General features: G+C 53.3%; 14 protein-coding genes and 1 pseudogene. 7 read left to right on the top strand and 8 right to left on the bottom strand.

What is annotated here, in order from left to right:
- Positions 1–16 precede the first annotated feature (16 nt).
- Positions 17–4669, top strand: coding sequence for a glutamate synthase large subunit (gltB, locus tag CCASEI_RS04810; protein ID WP_025387306.1), 4653 nt, complete (start codon positions 17–19; stop codon positions 4667–4669).
- The gene (locus tag CCASEI_RS04805; protein WP_025387305.1) at positions 4669–6210 is read left to right on the top strand and encodes a glutamate synthase subunit beta; all 1542 of its coding nucleotides are present in this window, start codon (positions 4669–4671) and stop codon (positions 6208–6210) included. The genes gltB and CCASEI_RS04805 overlap by 1 nt, the downstream gene beginning before the upstream one ends.
- Before the next feature lie 102 nt (positions 6211–6312).
- Here CCASEI_RS04805 and CCASEI_RS04800 read toward each other — a convergent pair whose 3' ends face one another.
- Entirely contained in the window at positions 6313–7956 is a 1644-nt protein-coding gene (locus CCASEI_RS04800) for a CTP synthase (protein ID WP_025387304.1), read from the bottom strand.
- Between the two features lie 399 nt (positions 7957–8355).
- Here CCASEI_RS04800 and wecC point away from each other — a divergent pair, with 399 nt between their 5' ends.
- Positions 8356–9609 (top strand): UDP-N-acetyl-D-mannosamine dehydrogenase, encoded by a 1254-nt coding sequence (wecC, locus tag CCASEI_RS04795; RefSeq protein ID WP_025387303.1) that lies wholly within the window; start codon positions 8356–8358, stop codon positions 9607–9609.
- Between the two features lie 446 nt (positions 9610–10055).
- Positions 10056–12296, top strand: coding sequence for a hypothetical protein (locus CCASEI_RS04790; RefSeq protein WP_025387302.1), 2241 nt, complete (start codon positions 10056–10058; stop codon positions 12294–12296).
- Between the two features lie 220 nt (positions 12297–12516).
- Here the strand turns inward: CCASEI_RS04790 and CCASEI_RS04785 are convergent, their stop codons facing one another.
- Together CCASEI_RS04785 and CCASEI_RS04780 are read right to left on the bottom strand one after the other, a co-directional pair.
- Positions 12517–13746, bottom strand: coding sequence for an IS110 family RNA-guided transposase (locus CCASEI_RS04785; RefSeq protein WP_025387301.1), 1230 nt, complete (start codon positions 13744–13746; stop codon positions 12517–12519).
- 365 nt (positions 13747–14111) lie between these two features.
- Positions 14112–14852: pseudogene (locus CCASEI_RS04780) on the bottom strand (IS256 family transposase); the annotation flags it as partial.
- A gap of 255 nt (positions 14853–15107) precedes the next feature.
- Between CCASEI_RS04780 and CCASEI_RS04775 the strand changes: the two are divergent.
- The gene (locus CCASEI_RS04775; protein ID WP_025387300.1) at positions 15108–16346 is read left to right on the top strand and encodes an IS256 family transposase; all 1239 of its coding nucleotides are present in this window, start codon (positions 15108–15110) and stop codon (positions 16344–16346) included.
- 513 nt (positions 16347–16859) lie between these two features.
- Here CCASEI_RS04775 and CCASEI_RS04770 read toward each other — a convergent pair.
- The 3 genes from CCASEI_RS04770 to CCASEI_RS14385 all read right to left on the bottom strand — a co-directional run bounded on the left by CCASEI_RS04770 (position 16860) and on the right by CCASEI_RS14385 (position 23107).
- Complete coding sequence (locus CCASEI_RS04770; protein WP_025387299.1) at positions 16860–19040, bottom strand: glycosyltransferase; 2181 nt, start codon at positions 19038–19040, stop codon at positions 16860–16862.
- A 708-nt stretch (positions 19041–19748) separates the two neighbouring features.
- The gene (locus CCASEI_RS04760) at positions 19749–21188 is read right to left on the bottom strand and encodes a hypothetical protein (RefSeq protein WP_025387297.1); all 1440 of its coding nucleotides are present in this window, start codon (positions 21186–21188) and stop codon (positions 19749–19751) included.
- 755 nt (positions 21189–21943) lie between these two features.
- Positions 21944–23107 carry an IS30 family transposase gene (locus CCASEI_RS14385; protein ID WP_025387296.1) on the bottom strand — a complete coding sequence of 388 codons (1164 nt, stop codon included), beginning with the start codon at positions 23105–23107 and terminating at the stop codon, positions 21944–21946.
- A 156-nt stretch (positions 23108–23263) separates the two neighbouring features.
- On the opposite strand from CCASEI_RS14385, the gene CCASEI_RS15685 reads away from it, so the two are divergent.
- Positions 23264–23542 carry an IS3 family transposase gene (locus CCASEI_RS15685; RefSeq protein ID WP_025387295.1) on the top strand — a complete coding sequence of 93 codons (279 nt, stop codon included), beginning with the start codon at positions 23264–23266 and terminating at the stop codon, positions 23540–23542.
- Here the strand turns inward: CCASEI_RS15685 and CCASEI_RS04745 are convergent.
- Positions 23543–24744, bottom strand: a protein-coding gene (locus CCASEI_RS04745; RefSeq protein ID WP_404825269.1) for an IS3 family transposase whose coding sequence is annotated in 2 segments (ribosomal slippage) — positions 23543–24450 and positions 24450–24744 — 1203 coding nt in all. Because the reading frame shifts where the segments join, the coding sequence is not laid out codon by codon here. It lies immediately after the preceding gene.
- 168 nt (positions 24745–24912) lie between these two features.
- Between CCASEI_RS04745 and CCASEI_RS15205 the strand changes: the two genes are divergently transcribed.
- The gene (locus CCASEI_RS15205) at positions 24913–25191 is read left to right on the top strand and encodes a DDE-type integrase/transposase/recombinase (protein WP_169731175.1); all 279 of its coding nucleotides are present in this window, start codon (positions 24913–24915) and stop codon (positions 25189–25191) included.
- Here CCASEI_RS15205 and CCASEI_RS04735 read toward each other — a convergent pair.
- Complete coding sequence (locus CCASEI_RS04735; protein WP_206741121.1) at positions 25139–26533, bottom strand: IS30 family transposase; 1395 nt, start codon at positions 26531–26533, stop codon at positions 25139–25141. The two genes, CCASEI_RS15205 and CCASEI_RS04735, sit on opposite strands and share 53 nt — an antisense overlap.
- Between the last annotated feature and the right edge of the window lie 224 nt (positions 26534–26757).

Below are 26757 nucleotides of genomic sequence, written 5' to 3'. Positions count from 1 at the left end.
GCAAAGAGGCAAACCCATGGATTTGAGACCAGGCCCGCAGGGCTTGTACAACCCAGAATTTGAGAAGGATTCCTGCGGTGTCGCATTCATCGCAGACATGTACGGACGCGCGACCCGCGAGATTGTGGACAAGGGTATTCAGGCCCTGGTCAACCTAGAGCACCGCGGCGCGGCAGGTGCAGAGACGAACACGGGCGATGGCGCCGGCATTCTCATGCAGGTTCCAGATGCTTTTTGCCAGGCAGTGGCTGCCGATGCCTCCTTCCAGCTTCCGCAGGCCGGCAGCTATGCCACCGGCATCGCATTTTTGCCGCGCAAGCGCATGGCGATGTTGGATGCCAAGCGCGAGATTGAAGCGATCGCTCGAGAGGAAGGCGCGCGCGTTCTTGGCTGGCGCACCGTGCCCACCGATCCTTCGGAATTGGGCCGGATGGCGTATGAGGCCATGCCGCACTTTGAGCAGATATTCCTTACCGCTGAGCGCGATGGTCGCCCGTTGGAGGGCATTGCGCTAGACCGCGTGATGTTCTTTATCCGCAAGCGCTGTGAGCGCGAGCTGGGCACCAAAAATGGTGAGGATACTATTTACTTCCCGTCGCTGTCAGCACGGACGATGGTGTACAAGGGCATGCTCACCACCCCGCAGCTGGCGGGCTTTTACACAGACTTGCGTGACCCGCGCATGGAATCGGCGATTGTGCTGGTGCACTCGCGCTTTTCCACCAACACCTTCCCGTCCTGGCCACTGGCGCACCCTTTCCGCCTGGTCGCACACAATGGTGAGATCAACACGGTCAAGGGCAATGAAAACTGGATGCATGCGCGCGAAGCGCTGATTCGCTCCGAAGAGCTTGGACCGCTCGACCGTGTGCTGCCAGTCTGCGCGCCTTCTGGTTCAGACACGGCCGTCTTCGATGAGGCCCTAGAGTTGCTGCACCTGGGCGGGCGCTCACTGCCGCATGCGGTCATGATGATGATTCCGCAGGCGTGGGAGCATGCAGATAACATCGCGCCGCAGCTGCGTGATTTTTATGAGTACCACTCCTGTCTCATGGAGCCATGGGATGGCCCGGCGGCCGTCGCGTTTACTGATGGCACGCTCGTCGGCGCCACCTTGGACCGCAACGGTCTGCGCCCGGGACGCATCTGGATTACGGATGATGGCTTGGTGGTCATGGCATCGGAAGCCGGCGTGCTAGATATTGACCCGAGCCGCGTGGTCAAGCGCACCCGCGTGCAGCCAGGACGGATGTTCTTGGTGGACACCAATGCCGGCCGCATCATCGAAGATGAGGAAATCAAAGACAAGCTGGCAACCGCAGCTCCTTACGGGGAGTGGATTCGCAGCAACTTCGTTCCAATCGAAAAGCTGCCGCAAACCCGCTATGAGTACATGCCGCATGACCGCGTGGTGTTGCGCCAGCGGGTCTTCGGTATCACCGAAGAAGACGTGGACCTGATTATCAAGCCGATGGCGACTACCGGCGCTGAGGCGATTGGTTCCATGGGTTCAGATACCCCGATTGCAGCACTGTCTTCACGCCCACGCATGCTTTTCGATTTCTTCGCTCAGCGCTTCGCGCAGGTCACCAACCCGCCGTTGGATTCTATCCGCGAGAAGAACATCACCTCCATGTTCACCCTGCTGGGCGCGCAATCTGATGTGCTCAACCCGGATGCGCAGGCCGCACGCCGTATTCATTTAGATGGCCCGGTAATTGATAACCATGAGTTCACCACCTTGGTCCACGCCAACGACAACGGTGGAGCCAAGAATTTTGGCTCCACCGTCGTGAGAGGGCTTTACCCCGTGGCGCACCACGGCAAGGGTTTGCGCGAAGCCATCGATAAGGTTTTGCGCGAAGTCGATGAGGCCATCGCCCAAGGCAAGAGCCTCATTGTGCTCTCAGACCGTGATTCCGATGAGCGCTTCGCACCGATTCCTTCCCTGCTGCTGACTTCCGCTGTGCACCAGCACATGGTGGCAGAGCGCACGCGTACCCGGGCCTCGGTGATTATTGAGTCCGGCGATGCCCGCGAGGTCCACCACCTGGCCATGCTGATTTCCTTCGGCGCGGATGCGATTAACCCGTATATGGCATTTGAGACTATCGATGAACTCCGCTTAGCCGGCCAGCTCGGCGAGCTCAGCCTGGATGAGGCGTGTTCCAATTACGTCACCGCGGCGACCACGGGCGTGCTCAAAGTGATGTCCAAGATGGGTATTGCTACGGTGGCTTCCTACCGCGGCGCACAGTTCGCTGATGTCACGGGTCTGCACCAGGACCTGCTGGATAACTACTTTGGCGGCGCGAACTCGCAAATCTCCGGCGCTGACGTGGAAGACCTCGCAGCCGACGTGGAAGCACGCCACCGCAGTGCCTTCCTGCCACGCCCAGAAGAAAACGCGCACCGCGACTTAGAGCTGGGCGGTGAATACAAGTGGCGCCGCGAGGGCGAGTTCCACCTGTTTAACCCAGAGACCATCTTCAAACTGCAGCACGCCACGCGCACCGGCAAGTATGAGATTTTCCAGGACTACACCCGCGCGGTCAATGACCAGTCCCAGCGCCTGGCCACCATCCGCGGACTTATGGAGTTTCACTCCGACAGGCCGGCTATCTCGGTGGATGAGGTGGAGCCAGTCGAGGACATCGTCAAGCGCTTTAGCACCGGCGCCATGTCCTATGGCTCTATCTCCGCTGAGGCGCATGAAACCCTGGCTATTGCTATGAACCGCCTGAAGGGCATGTCCAATTCCGGTGAGGGCGGTGAAGACCCGAAGCGCTTTGAGATGGAACCCAACGGCGACTCCCGCCGCTCTGCTATCAAGCAGGTGGCATCGGGACGTTTCGGTGTGACCAGCCACTATCTTAATAACTGCACGGATATTCAAATCAAGATGGCCCAGGGCGCCAAGCCTGGTGAGGGCGGCCAGCTGCCACCGAATAAGGTCTATCCGTGGATTGCCAAAGTGCGCATTACCACCCCGGGCGTGGGCCTAATTTCCCCACCACCGCACCATGACATCTACTCCATTGAGGACCTCGCGCAGCTCATCCACGATCTCAAGTGCGCGAATCCGGATGCCCGCATCCACGTCAAACTCGTTGCTGAACAAGGCATCGGTGCCGTGGCTGCAGGTGTATCCAAAGCGCATGCCGATGTCGTCTTGGTCTCCGGCCACGACGGCGGCACCGGCGCATCACCGCTGACCTCACTCAAACACGCCGGCGGCCCCTGGGAGCTGGGCTTGGCCGAAACCCAGCAAACCTTGTTGCTCAACGGCTTGCGTGATCGCATCCGCGTGCAGTGCGATGGCCAGTTAAAAACCGGCCGCGACGTCATGATTGCAGCATTACTCGGCGCTGAAGAGTTCGGCTTTGCCACCGCCCCGCTGGTGGTTGAAGGCTGCATCATGATGCGCGTCTGCCACCTCGATACCTGCCCCGTGGGCATTGCCACCCAAAACCCCGATCTGCGCAAGAAGTTCACGGGACGCGCCGAGCACGTGGTCAACTTCTTCACCTTCATCGCCCAAGAAGTCCGCGAATACCTCGCCCAGCTCGGTTTCCGCTCCATCGATGAAGCCGTCGGCCAAGCCCACTGTTTGCGTCAGCGGCAAGCCGCTGCCGCCAACAGTGGGACAGAAGACACCACCAAAACCGTGGCACCACAAGGTGCCACCCAGCGCGCGGACAAGCTCGATCTCTCCCCTATCTTCAAGCGCGTGGAATCACCATATTTCCGCAACCAGAATCTGCGCCAAACTAAGGAGCAGAACCACTTCCTGAACCAGGCACTGGATAACCAGATCATCGCCGATGCACAGTTGACTATCGATGCCGCCGCGGCCAAGTCCTCCGCCAACGCACCAGACTGGATGGCAGCGGGTAAAAAGCCCACGGTGGATCTGCACTATAAGGTTTCCAACCGTGACCGCTCGGTAGGCACGATGGTGGGCTCACGCATCACCCGTGCCTCCGGCGCGAAGGGGCTGCCTGCCGATACCATCAACGTGCACCTCACCGGTTCTGCCGGCAACTCCTTTGGCGCATTCATTCCAACGGGTCTGACACTAAACCTGGAAGGCGACGCCAATGACTTCGTGGGCAAGGGCCTATCCGGCGGGCGCATTATTGTCCGCCCGGCTGAATCTAGCCCGCGGCAGCTAAAGCACAACCCGGACATCATCGCCGGCAATGTCACCGCTTACGGCGCCACCAGCGGCGAGCTCTACATCCGCGGCGCTGTCGGCGAGCGCTTCTGCGTGCGCAATTCCGGCGCCACCGCAGTGGTTGAAGGCATTGGCAACCACGGCTGTGAATACATGACCGGCGGCACGGTGATTATCGCCGGTGAGATTGGTGAGAACTTCGGCGCCGGCTTTACCGGCGGCACCGCATTTATCCTGCGCACCCCGGAAGTTCTTGCGCGCCTCAACAAAGATGTCGCCAACGCCGTCGAAGAACTCACGCAAGCCGATGAAGCTTTCCTCGCAGAGACCCTGGCTAAGCACATCACCTATACCGGCTCGACAATTTCTGCGACCCCGCAGGACTTCCTCAAGGTAGTACCCGCCCCGTACCGCAAGGTCCTTAACATCATGGCCAAAGCTGAGCGCGAAGGCCGCGATGTCAATAACGCAATCATGGAGGCTGTGAAGTAATGGCTGATCCACACGGATTTCAAAAGTTTAACCGCGCAACCCCTGCGCACCGCCCGGTTCCGCTGCGCTTGATGGATTATCGGGAGGTCTACGAAAAAGCCCCTACGGGCCAGATTGAACAGCAGGCTAGCAGATGCATGGACTGCGGCGTTCCCTTCTGCCATGAGGGCTGTCCCTTGGGCAACATCATCCCCGAGTGGAATGACTTGGTACGCCAGGACCGCTGGCGCGAAGCATACGACCGCCTGCATGCGACAAACAACTTCCCGGAATTTACCGGCCGCCTGTGCCCCGCCCCGTGTGAAGGCGCCTGCGTACTAGGCATCAATGATGATGCCGTGGCTATCAAGGACGTTGAACTTGCCATCGTGGAACGCGCCTTCGCCGAAGGCTGGACCACACCAATCAAACCCAGCCTGGATACCGGCATGCGCGTTGCCGTCGTGGGCTCCGGCCCCGCAGGTCTTGCCGCCGCACAGCAACTCACCCGCGCCGGTCACACCGTTACCGTCTATGAACGCGACGACCGCCTCGGCGGACTCATGCGCTACGGCGTGCCCGAATACAAGATGGAAAAGCAGTGGATCGACCGCCGCCTGGAGCAAATGCGCGCTGAGGGCACTGAGTTCCGCACCGGTATCTCTCCTACCGCCGCGGACCTCAACGCTTTCGACGCCGTCATCTTAGCCACCGGCACTCCCGTCGCCCGCGAACTTCCCGTCGACGGCCGTGAGCTCACCGGCATCTACCCGGCGATGGAGTACCTCACCTGGCAAAACCGCGTGAATGAGGGCGACTACCCCGACTCCGCCATCTCCGCCAAAGGCAAGAAGGTTGTCATTATCGGCGGCGGCGATACCGGCACCGACTGCTTCGGCACCGCCCTGCGTCAAGGCGCAGCGAGCGTCACCCAATTCGATATCCGCCCCCGCGCCCCAAAGAACCGCGCTGCCTCTACCCCGTGGCCGATGTATCCACTGCTCTATCGCACCGCCACCGCGCACGAGGAAGGCGAATACACCATCACCGGCGACGAATCCGCCGATGAAATCGCCGCCTTAGGCCTTGCCACCAAAACACCCGGCACCACCTTGGGCAACCGCACCTTCTCCGTCAACACCGTCGAGTTCACCGGCAACAATGGCAACGTCACCCAACTCCACGGCAAGCAGGTGGAAGTCATCAATGGCCGCCGTGAGCTCATCGATGGCACCGATTTCACCCTCGATGCCGACCTCGTCCTCATCGCCCTGGGTTTCCAAGGCGCTGAGCGCGGCGGCCTCACGCACGAACTCGGCGTCTCCTTCGATGAACGCGGCCGCATGGTGCGCGATAACGACTACCGCGCCGAAACCAAGCCATTGTTCCCTGGTTTCAAACCACCTGTTTACATCGCCGGCGACAACGGCCGCGGCCAATCACTAATTGTCTGGGCCATCGCCGAAGGCCGCGCCGCCGCCGCTGCCGCCGACCGCGACCTCATGGGCGAATCCGCCCTGCCCATTCCCGTCACCCCACGCACCAGCCCGCTCAGCGTCTAGCCCAACCCAAAAGGAAACAACCTAAGACAAGAAACCAGAAATCCCCCAACAGAAAGAAGCGCGCGGCCACCGCCGCGCGCTTCTCCTCATTTCAAAATCGACCTATTCCCCGAGAGCAGCCGCTACCAAACCATCAAATAGTGGGTGCGGGCGCGTTGGCCGGGACTTGTACTCCGGGTGCGCCTGCGTTGCTACCAAATATGGATGAATATCTTTTGGATATTCAACGAACTCGACGAGCTTGCCATCTGGTGAAGTCCCTGAGAACACCAGGCCGGATCCTTCCGCAATCTGTTCACGATAAGCATTGTTGACCTCATAACGGTGACGGTGGCGCTCTGATACGTCAACGGAACCATAAACATCTGCCACCACGGATCCTTCTTGCAGCACCGCCGGGTACGCACCAAGACGCATAGTGCCGCCCAAGTCGGCCTCACCAGCAACCGCTGCTTCTTGTTCTGCCATCGTCGCAATCACCGGCGCCGAAGTAGACGGATCAAACTCCGTGGAAGAAGCATCAGCGATACCAGCATTTCGTGCTGCTTCCAGCACCGTACACTGCAAACCCAAGCACAATCCTAATAACGGCAGCTCGTTCTCACGCGCGTACGTAATCGCGGCAATCTTGCCTTCGATACCACGTCCGCCGAAGCCGCCCGGCACCACAACCGCATCCAGGCCACTCAATGTACCTGCGGCATCAGTTTCACAGTCATCTGAGGTAATCCACTTGATATGAGCCTTGGCGTGATGCGCGAACCCAGCGTGACGAATTGCCTCCGCTACAGACAAGTACGCGTCCTGGAGATCGATGTATTTCCCCACGATGCCCACTGTGACCTCCCGCCGCGGATTACGCACGCGATCCAACAGATCGCCCCACTGCTTCCAGTCCACATCACGGTATGGAAGACCCAGTTTCCGAATAACAAAAGTATCCAAATGCTCGTTATACAGAACCTCCGGGATGTCATAGATGGATGGTGAGTCCGGGCATGAGACCACTCCTTCTTCTTCCACATCCGCCATCAGTGCAATCTTGTTTTTCAGTCCCTGCGGTACTTCCCGATCACAGCGCAACACCACCGCATCCGGCACGATACCAATGGAGCGCAACTCCGCGACAGAGTGCTGCGTCGGCTTGGTCTTCAGCTCCCCTGAGGTACCCAAGTACGGCACGAGTGAGCAGTGAATGAAGAAAATATTCTCCCGCCCCACCGCATGGCGCACTTGCCGCGCTGCTTCCAAAAACGGCTGGGACTCAATATCACCGACTGTGCCCCCGATTTCTGAGATCACCACATCCGGCGCATTACCTTCGGCATCTGGTTCTGCCATAGCGAGCACGCGGTCCTTAATCTCATCCGTAATATGCGGAATAACCTGGACAGTCTTGCCCAGATACTCTCCGCGGCGTTCCTTTGCGATAACCGTGGAATAGACCTTTCCGGTTGTCACATTCGCGTTCTTTGTCAGATTACGGTCCAAGAACCGCTCGTAGTGCCCCAAGTCGAGGTCGGTCTCTGCACCGTCTTCAGTAACGAAGACTTCACCGTGCTCAAATGGATTCATGGTGCCCGGGTCGACGTTGAGGTACGGGTCTAGCTTTTGCATGGTCACCGACAGCCCCCGGGAGATTAACAGCTGGCCTGCCGATGCCGCGGTCAATCCCTTTCCGAGGGAGGACACAACGCCTCCGGTGACGAAAATGAACTTGGTCTGATGGGTGGAACGAGGTGGCATGATGCACCTTTCTGGCTACTAGTCTCTTCGCCAAAAGCACCCACGATCAGAAAACCGCAGGCGCTTTCTTAACGACCTACGGGCTTTCAGCTTATCATTTGTGTCAAACTATTTCAATAAAGCGATAGAAACCCCTCGCCCTTCAGTGTTCCAATTAACAGTTGGGATACAAACAACGCGCATAGATAACAAAAATTTCCAATACATGCAGGTAGATCAAATCGATGTCAATATCCCATGGCAAGAACCTGCCAAAATCAGCAGCGAGAAACAACCCATAAATGAGGGTATGGCCGCCAATTCCCGAGATAGGTAGTAGAATCCCAAGTACTTAATACGGAACGCCTTGACGATCCGAAAAGTAGTTCTGCCTAATCGCCTAAATATGAGGAATTCAAAATGACTAATCAGACCGTAGCCTTCGTTGGCCTCGGATACATCGGACTGCCAACTGCCGTAGTTATGGCTAATTCCGGCGTAGACGTAACCGGCGTCGACGTGAATGAAGCTAACGTCGAGCGAATCAACCGTGGCGAAGTCACCATCGTTGAACCAGGCTTGGAAGAAGAACTCAAGCAAGCGATTAAATCCGGAAACTTCCGCGCAACCACTTCGCAGGTTCACGCGCAGACCTACATCATCGCTGTTCCAACTCCTTTCACGGATACCTACGACGTAGATATGAAGTACATCTACTCTGCAGCTGAGGCTATTGCGCCACAGCTGAAGGGCGATGAGCTTGTAATTTTGGAGTCCACCTCCCCTCCCCTGACCACAAAGAAGATGGCAGACAAGATTCTCGAACTACGCCCGGACTTGGCAGCTGATGGTTCTGAGAATCCTGAAGGAAAGCCAGTTGTTTACTTCGCGCACTGCCCTGAGCGAATCCTTCCTGGCAAAGCAATGGAAGAGCTGCGCACCAACGACCGCATCATCGGTGGACAAACTGAAGAAGCCACCAGGCGTGCGACTGCGGTATACGCAACTTTCTGCAAGGCTGAGTTGCTTCCAACCAACGACGTGACTGCCGAAATGGCAAAGCTGACTGAGAACTCATTCCGCGATGTCAACATCGCCTTCGCTAATGAGTTGTCCCTCATTGCTGACAAGCTCGACATCAATGTTTGGGAGCTCATTGAGCTTGCAAACCACCACCCACGTGTGAACATTCTTCAGCCTGGTCCAGGCGTAGGCGGACACTGCATCGCAGTTGATCCATGGTTCATCGTGGCATCCGATCCTGAGAACTCGAAGCTCATCCATACCGCACGCAAAGTGAACGATGGAAAACCACAATGGGTCATCAATAAGGTTAAGGAAGCCGTCGAAAGCACTGGTGCATCAAAGGTTGCAGTTCTTGGTCTAGCATTCAAGGCCGATATTGATGATCTTCGCGAGTCCCCTGCCCTCAACATCGCCGTAGACATCGCGGAAGAACTAGAGAACATCCAATTCCTAATCGCTGAGCCTAATGTTCAAGAGCTCCCAAAGCGCCTCAAGGGCTTTGATAATGCAGAACTAAAAGACTACGGGGCCGCAATCGCAGAAGCTGACGTAGTCCTTCTACTTGTTGACCACAAGGAGTTCAAGGCTCTGAATGCCAGCCAACTAGCAGAAAAGACCGTTGTAGACACTAAGGGGCTATGGAGTTAAGGCAAACCTTCCTCTGTCAAACTCTGATCCATAATCTGCAGCGCTCCAACGATTTAGTGAGGAATGGCTGGCTCGTACGAAACATTTGCCAGCCATACCTCATTTTGTTGCGTTTACCTGCGCTGAGTTCGGAAGGATTAATAAAACGTGCTGGCATAACTCAGCTACTAGACAAAAATCCCCATCTGTAACGCTTCCATTCAGCTCGTAGTTCTTCACGGAACAATTTGTTTACCAAACGATTGGCCTTGCTGGAACAGGCTGGACAACTTTGACGATTTAACGTCAAAGTTGGAAATACTTGTATGAAAAAGCAAGAAAGACAGACAGCATAAGCTAATGGAATATTTCTATAACTATTGCTCCAAGCTGAACACACGCACCTTGGGCTTCAACTTCATCCAACGATGCTATCTTTACTGGTAAAGAATAGAGCGGAGATAACCATGACCGGCGATTATCAAACCATCAAGCAGTTCATTCAAGAGCAAATCCTCGACAAAAATTTAGACTACAACCATCTAGAGATCACCCGTTCACCTATTTTGGCAATTACGCGCGGTTTCGCTGAAAAGGGCTGGAAAGTTGAAGACACCACTCCAGAAGATTCTCGTTTTAAACAACATAGTTTAACCGCACCAGACGGTTCGGAAACATTGTCAATGCTGGGGGGCAAAGTCTTCCGACACCCCACTTCTACTGAGCAAATTTGCCGGCGTAAGCACTTGACCAAACGCATGTTGAACACAGCTGATATTCCAACTCCTACAGGTTCAGATTTCGCATTTGACGAACGCGAAATTGCAGCCGCCTTTTTTGATATTGTTCCGAAACCGGCTGTAGTTAAAGTCTCAGACTCTGGCGGTTCCCAGGGGGTAACCGTTGGAATTTCAACGAGGGCAGAATTTTACAAAGCCTGGGATTACGCACTTGCTGATGGCAGAAGTACTTCAAATGTTCTAGTGGAAGAGTTCGTGTCCGGGATCGAACTCCGTGCATTTGTAGTAGGGACCAACGTAGTAAGTGTCGTTGCTCGACTTCAGCCCTTCGTGGTTGGCGATGGGTTGTCAACTGTGTCGGAGTTAATAACAGGCTTCCATAAGAAAAGAGAAGTGCATTACCGTGCTATGAAGATGCCCGCCAAAATTGACTGGCATTTCATCGACAAACAGGGTGCCGACGAAAACCATGTTCTTCCGACAGGGGAAATCTTATTCCTAAATCCGTTTAACACACCTACAGTTGGCGCGTTGGTACTCGATGTTTCCGATTCAGTAAACCCTAAAATCAAAGATATAGCGAAGAAAGCCAAAGATGCTATTCCTGGACTCGAAATCGCCGGGGTAGATCTCTTGGTCGACGATTTGAGCGACGAAAAAACTGCGCATGTCCTAGAAGTGAATACTGCTGCCGCGCTAGAACTCCACCGTTATCCCACACATGGAGGAGGAGCGCGATTTATTGAGCATGACATTGTCGACCATTTTCACAACCAGTTCCTTGCGAAAGGGCATTCTTCCGTGAATACACCAGTTCCCGATAAAACAATCGAATTCAGAAATCTACTGATTTCAAAAACTCGTGTCTCTTTCCTTATGAGATATGAACGTGGCGAGTTCGAGATTTGGTACGAATTTGATCGAGAAATTGAGACAACACCCTCGCTCGTTGCTGTAGCCGCTGCTACGTTGTGCGGAACTGCGTTTGATTCAATAATATTTGACTTTGAAATTTCAGCTCAGACGTTGGAAGCGATTAAGTTGTTCACCGAAGCAGAGGTCTCAGCACCTGTAGATCAAGGTGCAGCATTCTCCAATTCAGATAGCCGCGAAGGGACAATTCTTAGTTTCAGCGGAGGATTCGACTCAATAGCGGCCAAGTCACTTCTCCCAGAAAACACTCATCTGGTTTCACTTGATCTAGGGGGTTGGTTTAAACGCGAAGCTGAGTATTTTGGCCGCTATTCACCAATCACCATCAAAACAAACTTCCGACAGGTTCCAGACCAGCAGACTGCATTGACGCGCAACCACTGGCTTTTCATGGCATCGGGAGCCATTCTCTGCTCCGATCATTTGAATGCTCGTCACCATGTTTTTGGACAGATATTGGGTGAAAGGTTCTCATTCCCAGCAGCTGAGCGCAGGATCCCACTTTTGGAAGCAGTGGGCCTAGAAGATGTCCCTATTACATCTGGAATTACGGAACTAGGTACTACCAATATAATGCTACAGACCCACTACGACGAAGTCGCCGACTCTCTAGTGTCGTTAGCCAATAACGGAGACAGAAAACAATACTACAAGCAGGCGATGGTGGCACTGCTTTCGGATGAACTAGGCCTGCCTAATCCTGTACGTGGCTTTAGGGCTGAATGGGATCGGAAAATTCCTTTTGACCGTTCCTATACCTCAGCATTGTCTACGCTTTACTTTATTTCTAGAGGAAGAACCGACCTCATTGAGCCGCTCTATGAGTCAATTCCTCAGGAGGTAACGAATTTCTCCCAAACGCTTTCTTTGGACTTCATGACGAAGGTTAATACCGATTTCTACGAATGGACACCACAAATACTACGCACCCCGCTATTTAGCAAGTTTAGCCAACTTAATCTACTTCCATACACTGAATCTGACTGGCATGAGGTACACCGCGTACGCGATTTCCTAGCCACTTGGTTTAAATAAGAACTCCTTTGCGTTGCCAGTTTCGGAATATTCACTCGGTTGCTGGCCGCAATTTAGGTGCCATTTTGCAGGTTCAGTCCCGGGGAGGTATTCAGAGGGACCGAACCTGTTTCCTCGCTCTTAATAGTGTCAGGCACAATCGTTCCCTTCCACGATCACATTGCTGACGCCGGTGTTTTGGTAGGGCTTCTCCGATGGGTTGTGATGCTCCTATAGTGTGTCAAGCGCTTTTCAGGAATTTTTCGTAGGCCGACGCCAATTCCGTTAACGGACGTTTTCCAGTCTCGATGTCACTGATCCTCGCCGACGCGCACCCTAAATGTTGCGCTACGTACACCTGGGTGAGCTGCTTCGCGATCCGCAGTTCTTTCAGCTCATCCCGGCGAAGATCCCTGGGCTGTGGCGTACTGCGCTTGGTACAGATCACGCGGTAGACCTCTCTGATGATGGCTCGCTTGAGGCAGCGAATAATCTCCTTTTTCGACAACCCTTCAGCGGTGCGCCTGGCTACGTAGGCTTTGGTGCGTTGGTCATAGCGCATCCTCACAAGAGCAATCCGATACAACGCCGAGTTCGCACGCCGGTCACCACCACGATTAAGCCGGTGCCGGTTGGTTCGCCCAGATCTTGCCGGCAATGGAGCCACCCCACACAAGTTCGCCAGCGCTGCTTCGGAGTGGATGCGCTCAGGATTATCTCCGATGCTGATCAACAAGTCAGCGGAAACAAGAGCCCCACATCCTACGATATTGCTGACATGGGGATTGATCATTGACACCAGAGCAGAGATCCGGGCTTCCAACTCATCACACTGCTCCCGCAACGCGCGGTAGGTCGTGGCCAGAATCTTCAGGCTGGTCAGCACACCATTTCGCGGATCGCTAAGATCCGGCGATGGACGGCAGTATACCAATGCGTTGACGAGGGTGTGGTTAGTCATGGTTTCGTAGCGGGCGCGGATATCATCAGGGGCTGTGACCAGCAACGACTTTATCGTTGTGATGAGTGTCGTGGTGGTGGACACCAGCTGTTTCCGGGTGATCTGTAACGCTCGCAACGACTCCACCGGGCCTGTGGAATCTTTAGGCATACTCAGTCCTTCCCCTGACAGGACCTGTCGCGCGGCGGCAAGGGCATCCACCGGATCTGACTTCCCGTCCCGGCGTCGGATGCTGCGCTTCGGGCGCAGGACTTCAACGACCGTGTAGCCACGGCCTATCAGGTGCCGGGTTACTCCGGCACCGAAAGAGTTGGTTCCTTCTACTCCAACGGTGCCGACACCGTGCTTGCTGAGAAACTCGGTCAGGTGTGTGTAGCCGGCCCTGGTGGTAGGAAAGGTTTCGGTGGCCAGATGCCGGCCGGTTGCAGTCACCGTGGCGACGGTGTGGGTGTCGGTGTGAGTGTCGACCCCGGCGACGGGTCTTGCAGAGAAGTCGATGTCTGTGGTCATGGCTGTCAGCGCTTTCGTATAGGGAAATGGTGAAGGTAGCCGCTGGTCCGAGGGTTCGGGCAGACAAGACACTGATGGGACTAGTACCATGACACCTGCCAGGGTGGTCACGGTTAGGGGTCACGCTCCTATAAAGTCATGACCGAATCGCCGGATCGCGGTGCGGGGCGAGAACCAACCCGGAAGACAGATCGCCACGAAGGCACACAATCAAATTGTGGCCAGTCCGCTAGTGGGTCATTCCGAGTGGTTCTTGTCCCGCACTCTCTATTATCAGTGTCCGTTTGAGTGGTGTTTCTGCCTTTCGTTGAAACAAGCAGTGTGATGATGTCAGGGACCGGCACGTGCTTGGTGCTGTGACTGGTTCATGCGACCTCCTTGGTGGTGTCGGCGTCGATGATGTTGGCGGTGATCAACGTCTTTGTTTGCTCCAAGCTGGTCAGTGACATGTAGCGGTTTTGCTGAATCCAGTCATCATGTTGTTCTGCCAACACAGCACCAACGAGGCGCACGACTGCATCACGATTAGGGAAGATTCCAACAACATCTGTGCGGCGCCGGATTTCTCGATTAAGCCGTTCAGTGGGGTTATTCGACCAGACCTTCTTCCACACTGATTTCGGCGTATTGGTAAACGCCAAAAGTTCGTCGAGGGCTTCTTCCAGGTAGTCGGCCACGTGTGGGAACTTCTGCTCGCAAAATGTCACGACCTCTTTGGCTTGGGACCACACCGATTCTGAGTTTGGTTGTTGGAAGATCGTGTGAAACATCGCCGATAGCGTCGGCCACTGTGTCTTTGGCACCATCGCAGATAGGTTCTTGGCGAAATGGGTACGGCACCGTTGCCAGGACGCATTCGGTAACACGTCACTGATCGCGTGCTGGATACCTAGATGCGCGTCACTGGTCACAAGATAGACCTCATCCAAGCCGCGGGCTTTAAAATCCCTAAAGAACCCAGTCCACGACGCCACAGACTCAGATGTAGCAACCTGCATACCCAATAGTTCCAGGTCACCTTCGGCATTAACTCCGGTGGCCAACAGCACAGAGGTTTTAACAACGCGTCCACCTTCACGAACCTTCATGGTTAACGCGTCGGCCGCATCCTGTGAGTCAGGAACCGCTTTGCGTCGATGCGACCCGGAGCCGGTACCTTGCGTGCCCTGCGCAGCAGCTACCCAGCGTCCTAAGGCCGAGGCTGAGACCTCGTATTCACGGGCTACTTCTTACCGGGTCTTGGCTGTGTCCCGTAGCGTGGTGCATCTGTAACTACCGGTGAGGGCCTGATGAATGCATGAGGCGACCACCGTAGTACCTTTCGAATCAACTCCTACATCTCCTCGAAAGGGATAACCACGATGACCGCTAGCCCTCATTCTATAGACCCCACTACCTACTTAGACGAATTGCTCGCTCAAGCATCCCCAGATCTGATGCGCGAGATGCTTCAAGGATTCATTAACCAAATCCTGTCGACTCAAGCTGACCAGGTCTGCGGCGCCGACTACGCGACCACTTCTGAGTCTCGGACGAATGTCCGCAACGGCTACCGCCACCGCGACCTCGATACTCGCGTGGGTACCATCGATATTGCAGTGCCGAAGTTGCGTACCGGATCATTCTTCCCGGACTGGCTCCTGGAACGACGAACCCGGGCCGAACGAGCACTCACCACCGTGATAGCCACCTGCTACCTTAAAGGCGTATCCCCCCGCAGGATGAACGATCTTGTCGCTAGTCTAGGTATCAATAATCTCTCAAAATCCCAGGTCTCTGAGATGGCCAAAGATCTTGATTGCATGGTCGAAGACTTCCGCACCAGGCCACTAGATACCGGCCCATACTTGTATGTCTCATGTGATGCGTTGACGATAAAAGTCCGTGAAGGCGGACGCGTTGTTAAAACCTCTGTGCTGCTGGCCACCGGAGTTAATGCCGAAGGTGACCTGGAACTATTGGGCATGCAGGTCGCTACATCGGAATCAGTAGCATCATGGACCGGGTTCTTTAGAGACCTTAAAGCCCGCGGACTCAACGAGGTTTACCTCGTTACCAGTGATGCTCACCTGGGAATCCAGCTTGCTATTAGTGATGTTTTACCGAACGCATCGTGGCAACGCTGCAGAACCCATTTCGCCAAGAACCTCTCAGCCATGGTCCCCAAGACTCAATGGCCGACATTATCGGCGATGTTTCACACGATCTTCCAACAACCAGACTCAGAATCGGTGTGGTCCCAAGCCAAAGAGGTCGTGGCATTTTGCGAGCAGAAGTTCCCACACGTGGCCGACTACCTAGAAGAAGCCCTCGATGAACTCCTAGCGTTTACCAATACCCCGAAGTCGGTGTGGAAGAAAGTCTGGTCGAATAACCCCACTGAACGGCTCAATCGAGAAATCCGGCGCCGCACAGATGTTGTTGGAATCTTCCCTAATCGTGACGCTGTTGTGCGCCTCGTTGGTGCCGTGTTGGCAGAACAACATGATGACTGGATTCAGCAAAACCGCTACATGTCACTGACAAGCCTTGAGCAAACCAAAGCAATGATCACCGCCAACGTCATCGACGCCGACACCACCACCAAGGAAGTCGCATGAACCAGTAACAGCACCAAGCACGTGCCGGTCCCTGAGGCCATCACACTGCTTGTTTCAACGAAAGGCAGAAACACCACTCGCGCGGACTTGACCCGGGTCTTTCCCAGCACCAGTACCGCATCAACACATTGCTGCTTGAACTGTGGTGGATAAGCCTTTGGCATATTCTCAATCCTTGTCGGTTATGGGCTTCCCTGTCAACAAGAATCATCACACCCCACTTTGACATCTCAGACTCCGGAGTTGGGTCCTAGACTTAATCTGCCTCCTACACATCGCTCTTGTACACCAGTCCAGACCGCTATATCTGAGTTAACCTCATCCCCCGTTCCTCGAGTCACTTCAAAATTTGAATTTTTCCCTGCCCGAAAAGTCCTTCTGTTACTTGGAAAATCCGGAAAAAGACGAATAGAAGGCTCACGCCTTCTATTCGTCTTCTAGAATTAACTGGTCCTATCAGCTTTTCGATGCACCAAGGTACAGTAGGGCCTTCTTGATGGCGCTACGCCCTGACTAAGCAAGCTGACTTCTGTACCGATTTATGATCTCTTGGAGCACCTTGATTGAAGAAGGCACATTTCTATTTTCAGATTTGAAGTCCAGCTCCTTTTGCGACAGCGGTGAGCCTGGATCAAGCACACCCCAGATTGGTGTTCCCGACGCTTTGTAGTCAGAATATTTCGATGGAAGAAAAGGATTAGTATCCATCCCGGCCGAACGTTGAATATCATTCACCAACAGCACATCTGCCTTGGTCGTAGCATTTAGGAACTGCAGGTAAGGAAGATACGGATGGACGGATACTATACTGGATAGACCTAGATCTATGACTTGACCAGTTGCTTCTACAACGTCAGAACAGTAAATATGGAGTGCAACCATTCGCTGCTCAGCTGCGCTGAGGTTTTGCAATGCTGTGAATACGTCTCCGAGTCCACGATTAACGTAGAATGCTCCAAAATAGGCTATGTTAATTCGATTCGAACTAAACTCGGGACTAGATTCAATGACCTGAAAGTCGGCCTGGCGTGGGGAAGGATGCTCACGTACTAGAGCCTTTTTGCGGATCTTTTCCGCGAAAGATTCTGGGTACTTGGAAAGCATATATGCTAGCTGGTTCTCATTAGTAAATACCAACTCATCGGCCAGCAGCATTGTACTGACTTCGACTAGATCGAAGACCGTCAATATTTCTACTTCAACTGGGCTTTGCGTCTTAATTAACTCTGCGAAAAGCCTCGAGTCATTGTCATCAGGAACGGCGCCAACTCTTGGCTTTCCCTCCACATCGAACCGAAGAGGATCAGAAAACTCAGCGGTCCAAATCGTTTCTGGGTACTCAATTTTAAATAGTGCCCCTGCAATATGCGACCCCATCCATAGTGCCCGTGAATATAAAGTTTTATAGGGCACGCCCTTAGACTGTTGGAGCGCCCGTGCTTCTGCTACCGCTTTCTTAGCGAAATCGACGTTTAGCTTCCAATCTGCAAACGAAGGTGGAACATTAATTTCAACTGCCTTATCGAGCCAACGTGAACATAAGAACCGGAGACTTAGGTCTTTCGCTCTTTTATCTCCCATGGAAGCAGACACGACATCAACGAGTCGCTCACGTTCCGCAATTGCTTTCGCCGCAATGACTGCGGAAGTATCAGCATATGGAAGAAAACAATATGAAAAGGCAAGGTGATTGGCCTTTCCGTCGTTAATCCAATTCCATGGGAAATCAACGAAAGCCATATCGACTAACAAGGAGTCAAGGTCCTCACTCGACTCAGGAAATTCATCTAAGTACCGAACCACAAAACTGGCTTGGGCTCGCTCGAGCGAAATACGCGCCTGCTTAGAAGAACCTACCGTATCAATCTCTCGCAAAGCAGCCATGCATTCGACACGCTGCTTCACATTGAAGTCGAAAGACTTTTCCTGCCGTGAAACAGAGTTATCAGAAATTCTCCGTACGTAGGCTGCGCCCTCATACGATTCAGGGAACGTAACCTTCAAACGGTCAAGGCTCAAAAGGCTGGCGAAGAAAACCAAGTCTTCGCCACTCTTAAGATCTTCTCGGTATCTTAACTCAACCAGAAGTTCACTCGATAGGAGTTTACACGCATTGAAACCGAGCAGCCACGGAACCTCGGAGATCGGCACTGTGGCCCCTTGGCGTTCGACGATCCTTTGATTTAGTGCATTATATTCATCGATAGACCCATCAGTACTCAGGTTATGAATTGGACTCGCCACCAAGCCAGATTCAATCGGCATCGAGTCGAGAGCCGTCTTTAGAAAATGTTTCTCGACGAAGTCATCTGCATCCACGAAAGTAATGTTTGCATGCCGAACCAAATTAAGTGCTACATTCCTAGCAGCACCAGCGCTCGCCTCCGAATTGAAGAAGAAGCGGATATTAATTGCTGGGTACCGTGCTATAAAGTTCTCTGCAACTTCTACGCTTCCATCATCTTCACCATTGAATACTAATATAACCTCATAGTCTTCAAATTCTAGGGTCTGGTCATAGAGGCTTATTAATGTATCCTCCAACGTCGAAGAGCACTGATAACACGGAACAATGACACTGACGCCGGGTAAATAGCGCAACGCTACAGACTTTGATCTTACTTTCCGTTCAAGGCGTTTTAACTTTTTCCGCCTGATTTCAGTGCCGCGCTTTTTCTGGTTAAATGTTTCCATATCCTATTTCTTTTCCCAGTTACAGAATTTTGGCCGTTTTAATTTTGACCTACTTAGACAACTTATTAAACGCCTTACGGGCTAGAGCGTCGTTCCGCTTCCGCAATCTCAAATTCTCAGTTTTGGCTGTCTTCAGTTTTTCATATAAACGTGGCAACTGGGACGAGCGCTTCCGAAGAATCTGTAGTTCTAGTCTCAGCTCTGAGTCTTTAAGTGCTAAGGTCTCCATCTCATGTAGGAGCTCCTCATAATCTTCAATGAGAGTATTGAGCTCACCTACTGACAGTGTGGACGGAGCCCTAAACCGTTCGATCAAAACCTCCCGCATAGCATCAGGCTGGGTAGGCGCCCCTAGACCAACTGCCGGTTCGACGGCGATTTCCAATCTCGCCGTCGAACCAAAGATGCTGAAGCTACAGTGACCCATTTCTCGGGCGAGGGCTATCATCGAGTAGGAATACGGCTTACTTCTCTCGGCGTTCCATACGATGGTTACGGCCCCTACTCCCTGATTGAGAACGCTGCGAGACTTCTCGATGGCTCGTTCCGGATTTTTATCTACTATGACAAGGCACGACAAATCTAACTCGCGCTCAACTTCCTCCCATGCTTTAAAGAAAGTACTACCTACAGATACCCATCCTAGATCGACACTTAACCCCGAGTCACCGATTACGACTACCGCGGTCTTTTGAAGGTTATCTCGTGTTACTGCCATAACTTCTCTTTCTCTTTTTTAGGTTCTTCTGAGGGCATCTCATAATTGAGCAAGTGATCCGATTGAATTGCAAAACGCGAAATGAACACGGATCCTATGTCGCGGATCTGCTGGACACCAATTGCTCTGCATTTAGCATATTCTGGTAGATTGACCTCAAATGTAACAGTCTCCGAACCCCGAATTTCAGGAAAGTACATAAAGTAGTCAATGCCTGGCATCGCAGATCTGGAGACCGAGTATCGCGACAAGCTTTCGTTCAGAGGATTTCCTTCTTGATCTTCGATCTCAAGTGTCAATAGTAAGTTTCGATCTTTGTATTGCTTAGGAGAAACTAGAACATCCACCTCCACCCGGAAGCTATTAAATAATCCTTTGACTGGAGCTGTCTGTACAGCGTCTAGGGGCGTCAGATTCGAAACCAAATTTAGTTGGCTTGGTTTTTCGCGGAGCGTCATATTCTCGTCAAAGGTTGTCCAGTAAGGTTCGATCAAATTCTCCAACTCAATTTTCTTTGCCGAAAGAGACCCACCTGAGCTGCGACCTGGTATACGGAGGAATTCAAATCCCGATTCTTCAAGCATTAAATTCTGAATAGTCGAATTAAACTTTTCGTCTGAGCCAGGCTCTGCACAGCTTAGTTCCGCATCCGATTCTCGAAGCTGAATCAGTATTGGACGTGGACGCAAGCTTTGTAACAGAGAATCCAATGAATTCTTTAAGACCCTAAAGTATTCACCGTCTCCAACTTTGACTACGTCAGATTCCATGACCAGGGACCCCAACGACCTTGCTTCGGGCGATACTTCAATATATGTGCCCTCTACATTAGAAATGGGCACACACAGAGATTCCAGATCGATAACGAGGGCGTCAAAATCAGTCGTCGCTAGTGTCTTAATAATGCGTCTCTCCAAGTCCGCATGAAGCTCCGGGAACTTTTCAATCGATTTATTCGAAGCATGTAACCTGTTAATAAGGTCCTGGTTTGATGGCTCTCCGGCAGTCACCAAACAGGATGAATAGGAGACACGTTTGATTATTCCTAAAGTATTATTCGAAAAATCTGAATACGCCTGGTCGCTGCCCCAAAAAGCTGCTAAAGGCTGCCAGCCTGGCCTGTCCAATAGCAGCTCAATATCTCCATTGCCATACCACCGTTCTATGCGAACTTCTGGAGTGCCATGGATTTCTTTGTCGAAGTACGCTTCAATTTCGAACCGATCTCGATTGCCCGATGCCGGAAGGTATTTATACCAACCACCAGTAGCCGCCCAATGCAGCCCGTCTACCTGATCACGCTGAGTGCCTTTGGTCACAAATCTTAGAATCACGCGACTTTCAGGAGGACAATTTATCCACCCACCTATTCGATACACCCCATCCTCTGGTTGGTGATCGTTAATTACTATAGCTTCATCAAGGAACATAATCGGAGCTTACCTTTAACCACAATTCGTTTTTCAATGCGTCGATCATTCGCGCGCTTCCAATTAAACCGATCAGAAAGTTACCTGTAGCTTGGCCGCACCACGTTGAAGATAAATCGGAACCGTTTAAAGTCCCTGAGTAATTATACTACAAGCCGCCGATTCCTTCCCGCGCTGTTTGACTTATTCATGTGGCTCAAGTTGACCATCAGGTTCATTTGAGACGGAAGCAGACTCTAAATTGGCTGCGTCTCTTAAAGTGATCACTTTGCGACCCCGACAAAGATACGGGATTTAAAGAATCATTTCCTAAGGAGACGTTACTTTTAGTATCTCAAGTTCCAAATATTCTTCCGAATGCCCTTGTCTACCTGCTTTCAGGCGTCGTCGAACCCACATAGAGCGCCCAGACCACCGGATTACGAAGTTTGGGGTGTGATGATTCTTGTTGACAGGGAAGCCCATAACCGACAAGGATTGAGAATATGCCAAAGGCTTATCCACCACAGTTCAAGCAGCAATGTGTTGATGCAGTACTGGTGCTGGGAAAGACCCGGTAAGAAGAAGCCCGTGAATACGAGGTCTCAGCCTCGGCCTTAGGACGCTGGGTAGCTGCTGCGCAGGGCACGCAAGGTACCGGCTCCGGGTCGCATCGACGGAAAGCCGATCCCAACTCGCAGGATGCGGCCGAGTTATCTAAACGCGTTCGTGAACTGGAACTGGAGAACGAGTTTTTAGAAAAAGCGGCCTTGGATTCAAATCGTCAAGGCAACACTGCTTTGCTCGACCTCCAGTGGGGTTTTGTAACCTAAGCACTTCCTAGGTCGATTATTGAGTTGACCTGCAATCCTATCCAAGTCCGCTTGTGAAAAAGTACTCAGGTCGGTTTTCTTTGGAAGGTACTGGCGTATGAGCCCGTTGGTGTTTTCATTAGTGCCGCGTTGCCAAGGGCTGTGTGGATCGGCGAAGAAAACATCGATTCCTGTAGCGCGGGTTAGGTTGTGATGATCTGCAAGTTCCATGCCGCGATCCCAGGTGAGCGTCTTTAAATCATCAATGACACGATTCGATAGGTAGTGCGTCAGTGCAGCTGTCAAGTGCGTAGCACTACGATCCTTTAGCTGAACCAAGTCGACTTTCCGTGTCGCTCTATCAACCAGCGTGGCAATCTGAGAATGGGTACCACCAATAATGAGGTCACCTTCCCTGTGCCCGCTTACGGTACGGTTGTTGGCTTCTTGTGGACGGTCGTGGATTGAACGCGCGTTTTTGATCTTCGATCGCCACTGGCCTCGGGTGGAATAGCTTCTACCATGCCGGATTGAACGGTTCCGCCGTAAGCAATGATGAATATTGTGCGGCAGAATTTTACGTACTTTATGCAAATACACGGTGCGATAGATAGCCTCATGACTAATCTGCATACGGGAATTATTCGGATAGTCTAACCGCAATCTTCCCGCGATTTGCTCCGGTGACCACAATTGCTGAAGACGAGCGGTTATGTAGTTAGTCAGTACCGGATTCTTCTGTAGCTTCAAACGTTGGGGCCTGGCCCGTTTACGACATGCCCGTTCATGAGCGTCAATACCCCGATAGTGTGTGCGCCCTTTATTCTTCGAAATTTCACGACTAATCGTTGATGGCGCTCTGCCAAGCTCTGAAGCAATGGCTCGAATCGAGCGACCAGCTGCAAGACCCCGCGATATAGCCTCGCGCTCTGCAAGGCCCAATGCTCTCGGGGCCGAGGTGGGCTTGGGAAACCATATGCCCCCACGAGTACGAAGAATCGAAAACACTGACCCCGGAGCAACTCCCAGGAACTCAGATATCTTGGTAAATGACTGCCCTTGTTTCCATAAATCCCACACTCGACGGCGCTCGATATCTGCAAGTCCAGGTCGTCCAATCTTTGCCATACTCTACCCCTAACACATAACACCTCGAGTGTTGCACTGACGGTTTGAGTCTAAGGCCGCCTTCTTCGCCAAGGGCATGTAGACGAGCACGCTTTTGCCCTTATCTATCGCTTTGATGAAGAAGGCACACACCAACAACCCCGCTTTACCGTGACTATGATGGCCAGGCTGCTACGCGTAAGCCGGGCTGGGTACTACGCGTGGAAAAAGCGCCGTAACCAAAAGTATCCTTCTTCGACTCCACGAGGATTCCGTGACCGGATTGCAGAGCAAATTAAAACCATTTTTGATGCGCACCGTGGTTTCGCCGGCGTACGTACCATCGCCGCTGAACTGGCCACACGTGGTATCACAGCATCGTTGTATGCCGTGCGTAAAACCATGCGAAAGCTGGGATTAGGGCCTGACCCCCGGAAAGTAGACACAGGGATTTAATCAAGAAGCACGTTTGAGTGTAGCTTCATTGTGCCGCTCAAACACGTTTGGTGCGAGGTGATTACACCACGAGTGCCTTCGCATCGTGTTGTACCTGGTGCACCACCGGAACACCTCCCTCCGACACACCAGCTGGTTAGTGAATGTTTTAGAATCTTGCAGCACTTCACGCTTCATTGAGGCGTTAAACGATTCAGCTAAGGCGTTATCTGCGCTGGTTCCAATTGCTCCCATCGACTGTTTCACCCCAAGTAGCGTGCATGTCTGCTGGAATGCTTGCGAGGTATAAACACTGCCGTGATCCGAGTGAAATATTGCCCCTTTAAGGCTGCCTCGCTGGCCTTTGGCAGCTGTAAGGGCATCTTGAACCAAGCTAGTGCGCATGTGATCCGCAATCGCGAAACCGATTAGCCTGCGTGAATAGCAGTCAATCACGGTAGCCAGGTACATATTTGCCCCACCGTCAATCGGCAAATACGTAATGTCACCGACATAGAGCTGATTTGGCTTGTCGGCAGTGAACTTCCGTCCGACTAGGTCCGGAAACACTGGTTTTTTCTTATCCGAAACAGTCGTGGTGACTTTGCGTTTTTTCGTGAACCCAAACAATTTCATTGACCTCATCACCCGTGCGACCCGTTTATGGTTGACAGGTCTATCTTTTGGATTGTCGTTGAGTTCTGCCGTGACGCGTTTGGCGCCGTAGCAGCCCTTTTCTGCGGCGAACACGGCCTTGACTTTCGCGCCGAGGATAGCATCGCTAAACAAGCGTTTCTTGCGCTTGGCTGCACTAGATTTCCATTTGTAATACGAGGAACGATTCAACGTCAGAACTTCACATAACCGCTTAACCGGGTAGGTTTTTCGCGCGTCGTCAACGAACCGGAAGCGGATCACCAATTCGTCTCTTCCGCGAAATATTTAGCAGCCTTTTGCAAAATATCGCGCTCTTCTTGCAAGCGTTTAACTTGGCGTTCAAGCTGCCGGATCCGCTCGGTGTCGGTGACCGAGGCCGACGAGGAAGAATCCGGGGTAATGATCGTGGTGCGCGCGGCCGTCCCGTACCTTTTGACCCAGTTATGCAAGGTAGCGCGGTTGATCCCGAGATCAGTGGCAATAGTGGTCAATGAAGCACCCGAGGAATTCTCATAGAGTGCGACAGCATCACGCTTGAACTCTTCGGTATAGGTCTTGCTTGGCATAGTGAGGAGATTACCTTTCAGTCCCACGTTGATGGGATATTAGGTGTCTACCAAACAGGGGTCAGTGCCTTAGTAACTAAGTATCGCCGGGCATACAAACGCACGACCATCGCTGATGAGAACGCACCGTATCGCGGTGATTTGGTACGACGCAATTTCACTCCACCGGTGCCCACAACGCACTTATGTGGTGATATTACCTATCTTCGCACCGGGCAGGGCTGGATGTATCTGGCGACCGTTATTGACTTGTCCACCAGGATGGTTACAGGCTGGCAGGTCGCGGATCGTATGACCAGCCAGTTGGTGATTGATGCCCTGGCCATGGCTCATCGTGGTGGCTATGTCGCTGGTAATGCCATATTTCATTCTGATCGCGGCAGCCAAGGCGGATTCAATCGGTGGTCGCAACACCAGGTTCTTGGGCCGATGGTAGCTGCTCTGTGAATACCTCGGCTGGGGTTTTCCAGTTGAGCACTTTCCTCGGCCGGTTATTTAACGTGTACGCGACCGCGGCGAGATCGTCAGCACCCCATCTCGACAGGTCGGTGCCCTTGGGGAAGTACTGTCGCAGCAGCCCATTGGTGTTTTCGTTCGTGGGCCGCTGCCAAGGCGAGTGCGGATCAGCGAAAAACACCGTGGTGCCGGTCTCGAACGCGAATCTGGCATGCTCTGCCAACTCCTTGCCTCGATCCCAGGTCAACGTCTTACGCAGTTGCTGCGGTAGATCCGTGATTGCTCGGGTGAGCGCATCAGCCATCGCGGTCGCGCCGTGGCCGGCCAAGGCCGGCCCGTTTTTCACTCGCGGCTGCTGCCCGTAGCCTGCAAGTCGTGGCAGGTGCACCAGCAGCACAGAGCGGCTCTTGCGCTCGACGAGCGTGCCGATCGCGGACTGGTGTGTGCCGATGATCAGATCCCCCTCCCAATGTCCAGGCACCGCGCGGTCCGCCGCTTCGGCGGGACGCTCGGAGATGACGACATCGTCTGTGACATGGCCTTGTGGCTTGTTCCGTGAACGCCGTCGTGGTTTCCGCAGCGCTCGACCAGTGCGTAGACACGTGACGAGCTCGCGCTTGAGTGCGCCGCGACCCTGGATGAACAGTGACTGGTAAATCGCTTCGTGGCTGATCCTCATGGCACCATCATCAGGGAAATCAACTTTCAGCCGGTGCGAGATTTGTTCCGGGCTCCAACCCGTGACCCATTGACGGTCCTCTCGGTGTGGCTTGTTTCGTCCCTTCCAGCGCGGTGCATCGGGCCCCTGAACTACCGTCCTGTCCGGCAGACTGACGCTGCCCTCAAGGCGTTGTTGCACATAGTCACGCAGCGCGGTGTTGGTCACCAGTTTCGCTTGTTTGGGCCGCTTGGCCGCAGACTCGGCCTTCCACTGCGCAACGGAAGCCCGGTACTCCACTTCCCCGGCACGGGTCGCGGCGTTTCGCCGCAGTTCCCGGGAGACTGTCCCGGGATCGCGTCCGAGTCGTCGGGCGATCTCACGGACGCCGACATTTTGAACGTGTAACAGCGCGATCTCTTCACGCTCAGCAAAGCAGAGATAACGGCCAGCAGCTGGAGCAAGATCTAGTGGAGGCATACCTCCAGCATGGCGAAACCACCGCGTACCCACCGGTGCTGACACACCAACAGCAACCGCGGCATCCTCGCTCGTAAGCCCATCAGCGATCTGTACCCAGAATGCCCGCTCGACCTCACGTCGCGGGGGCGGGCGCCCCGGAGAGCGTATCGGTTGTCGCACCGCTCGATCCGCATCCGCCTGACGACGTAGCATCACACACCTCCATGTCATCGAGGTGTTGCGACGACCAGTTGAATCCGCCCAATACACTAGTGCGGCACTAAGCAAGTGGGCCGAAAGTCACGATGTTCGCTTATCAGTCGGCAAGGTCGGAGTGTGCTGAGGAACGGTCGTGGCGGAATCATTCTTTTCCACACTGAAACTGCATTTACTCTACGAACGCAAACAGTTTCAATCCAAGCTAGAAGCACGGATCG

It is taken from the genome of Corynebacterium casei LMG S-19264 (assembly GCF_000550785.1).
GTDB lineage: Bacteria > Actinomycetota > Actinomycetes > Mycobacteriales > Mycobacteriaceae > Corynebacterium > Corynebacterium casei.
This window is presented reverse-complemented; position numbering and strand designations above follow the sequence as displayed.